The organism is Pseudomonas sp. B414, assembly GCF_055408445.1.
Map to the genome: position 1 here is coordinate 1 of NZ_JBUZTQ010000069.1, position 3,051 is coordinate 3,051.

Sequence of the window (3,051 nt, forward strand, 5' to 3'; positions counted from 1 at the left end):
TACTCCTCTTGGGTTGGTGATTGCTCGCACAACCATCAAACCCGGTAGCCCCGTTCTTTTTCAAGAGGGGTGTCAGATCAAGTCGAGACTTCTACAGATGATAAAGGGGACATATTGATTACATCAATCCCCTCAAAGAGATTGCGATTACCCTCTTGCAAAGTGCTGCATTGTATCGTCACCGATACGGTGGTTCTACTCTCTATCATTCTGATAATGGCTTTGCACCAACGCGCAATATCAAGATCAAAGAATTGTAATTGCAGAATTTTCTCTAGACCACGATCTACAGGGTTTCATGTGGTATATGGTACATTTGACCGCTGGTCTAGGTACTATTCTCCTATGGCAAGTCATAGGGCTGCATATCCTTCTTGAGATGTTGTCTTTGATTGTATTTTTTTATAAAACACTGAAGAGATATGCCTTAAGCCTTCGGCTTGATTGTGCAAATGCTTAAGCGGAGCATTGAGTGCAATACTCTCCTAGCTCCGCTATTAGTGTGCAACGATTATCGGAAGTAGAAGTACAGCCCCACAACGATGATAGCGAATATCACCTTTAGTTGAAATGCGTCATCGTCAGCTTTGTCTGCCTTCGTCTGTTTGAAAGTTTCAGTGTCACTGAACCCCTCAGCCTTGTACTCCACGATACGATCAATCTGCCTATCGATCTTTCTGTTGTGACTGTTGTTGCTCGACATGGTGATGCCCCACACGATCAGCCAAAGGCCGAATGTCGGGATACAAAGCAGCAGGTGCAAGATGTGGTTGGTGGTTCGTTTCCGGCTGGTAAGCACAAAGAGTTGTTCGTTCATTTTTCATCCTTGCGGCATGGCGTTTGCTCGCCCTGGGGCGATTGGCAGACACCAGTGTATCACTTGGTGTGTCATCAGTTGGTGTGTTCACGATCAGAATACATCCGGCCATCATCCGTGTATGCAGCCAAATCAGAATTTAAGAAAGGGCTTCGGCCAACGAGTTCGGGAGCTTCGCACCAGTCAGGGCTTCAGTCAGGAAGCTTTCGCTGATAAGTGCGGCTTCGTTCGGACATACATGTCTCGTATTGAGACAGGCACCGCCAACCCCAGCCTAGACGCGGCCAAGGTGCTAGCTGACGGGTTGGGAATGACGTTGTCGGAACTGCTGCAAGGGCTTTGACAAACACTGCTATTGCGATTCACAGATGCCCCAGCCTCGTATGTATGGTGCTGGCATTGCCTGCTAGAGTTGCTGATTGTCTGGATTGGGAAGGACTGGACGCTGTTCCGATGGTGGCGCCTGCGCAGGCTCGGGCTCATGCACTACCAGTGGTGGTGCATCTGCTGTGGTATCCCCGCTAGGCAAAGGGCGAAAGCCCCGGTATACCCATTCCAGAGCATGTAGAAGGCCAAACGTTGCACTACCAGCAATCCCGCTTATGAATAACATGCCGATAAGGATTTGCCCGGCTGTTGGGGCTGAGTCAGCCGATGGGGCGGTTGTCGGCATGACTGTAATGAAGCAGCCCGCCCCGACAGCGATTGAGGCAAGCCACTTCGCAAACTCCCAGAGTCTTCTCCATCCTTCCGCATGCATTATGAGCACTCCTGCTACTCACGGCGTGAGCTGTAATTGGTTATACCACCTTAGGGCGAAAGCCCTGAGAAACCCCGAATAACTGGCCTTAAACCCCCAAAGAACCTCGGTTTTAAAACCCGTTTACAGGTAAGCGTTAAGCGTGGCACGTCTGTAGCCCTGATTCTACGGGGCCTCCAGCCTTCATGTGTTTAGCAAAGTCCGCTCCCCGCAGCAGAAAACAGTTTTAAATGAGAAAACAGCCAATTTCCCCCTTCCAAGTCGCATTTTAAATGCGGCAGCCCACCCCAGCACTTGAGTGTCAGCCGTTACATCCATGCTGAACTACGATCCTGCACACCCCTAAAGGACGATAGCCATGCAGGACGAAATAGATGCACGTATAGCCACAGCAGATGTGCTCACCTTATTGCTGCACAACTAGCACGCTCTAGCTGCTGCAATTGAAGAGGCAGCCCTTTGGGCTCGAGTCAGTGGATCGAGTATCACTCATGAAAATGCTTGCTCTGCATTGCAGACCCTTGATGCAAATACATCCGCCATTACGGCTGGGATTCCCAAACTCCGACAATAACTGCTATCAAAGAAGTAGACCTATGCGGTAGTGAGGCGGAAGCTGCGTAGTGGCAAAAACAAACTATCAATAAAGTCTTTATAATAGATTAATGATACTTTATCATTGCTCTATCAAATCAAGACTCCAAAGGATAGCCAACCATGAACGCCCACTTGTACCTCCGAGCATCGACCAAAGATCAAGACGCCAACCGTGCAAAAGTGGCTCTGGAGTTGTTCGCTACCGAGAAGGGTTTGAGCATCGTTGGCGTGTATGCAGAAAACATCAGTGGGACCAAGCTCAACCGTCCTGAACTGCTCTCCCTGCTCGATACTGCCGAAAGTGGCGACGTGCTATTGGTTGAGTCCGTAGACCGCCTGAGTCGTCTCTCACAGGCTGATTGGGACACTCTCAAGGCGACCATCAAGGCTAAAGGGTTGCGTCTGGTTGTTGCTGATTTACCTACCAGTCACATGCACATTGAAGCGAAAGGAATCACTGGGCAAATCATGGATGTGATCAACAACATGCTGATTGATCTGATGGCCACCATGGCACGACTGGATCAAGAAAAGCGCGTAGAGCGTATTAAGCAAGGGTTGGAGAACAAGAAGGTTTCTGATCCCAATTGGAAGCCAGCAGGTAAGGGAAGAAATGCTGCCAAGTGGGCTGCGGTACAGTCGCTGATGCGGAAGCATCCAACAATGTCTGCCGATGAAATTGCCAAGTTGGCTGAGTGTGGGGTCGCCACTGTGTACAGGATCAAGAAAGAATCGAAGGCGGCGTGATGCTGGTTGCTACGCAGATACTCTGATCAAGTGTAGAAGTTCAGACTTGATCTGACAGTTACCGGATTTGCGGTCATGACTGTCAGGTCAAATTCAGTTGATCATCTTGGCCTGCCAGATTTTCTTTCCA

Annotated in this window: 3 protein-coding genes; 2 read left to right on the forward strand and 1 reads right to left on the reverse strand. The window is 49.5% G+C overall.

What is annotated here, in order from left to right:
• Positions 1–511 precede the first annotated feature (511 nt).
• Positions 512–817, reverse strand: a complete 306-nt coding sequence (locus ACZRMH_RS25650) for a hypothetical protein (RefSeq protein ID WP_314492373.1) — start codon at positions 815–817, stop codon at positions 512–514.
• A 121-nt stretch (positions 818–938) separates the two neighbouring features.
• Here ACZRMH_RS25650 and ACZRMH_RS25655 point away from each other — a divergent pair, with 121 nt between their 5' ends.
• Both ACZRMH_RS25655 and ACZRMH_RS25660 read left to right on the forward strand, forming a co-directional pair.
• A complete protein-coding gene (locus ACZRMH_RS25655) occupies positions 939–1,160 on the forward strand; it encodes a helix-turn-helix domain-containing protein (protein ID WP_314492375.1) in 222 nt (73 codons plus the stop codon).
• A 1,134-nt stretch (positions 1,161–2,294) separates the two neighbouring features.
• The gene (locus tag ACZRMH_RS25660; RefSeq protein ID WP_464015799.1) at positions 2,295–2,921 is read left to right on the forward strand and encodes a recombinase family protein; all 627 of its coding nucleotides are present in this window, start codon (positions 2,295–2,297) and stop codon (positions 2,919–2,921) included.
• The last annotated feature ends 130 nt before the right edge of the window (positions 2,922–3,051 follow it).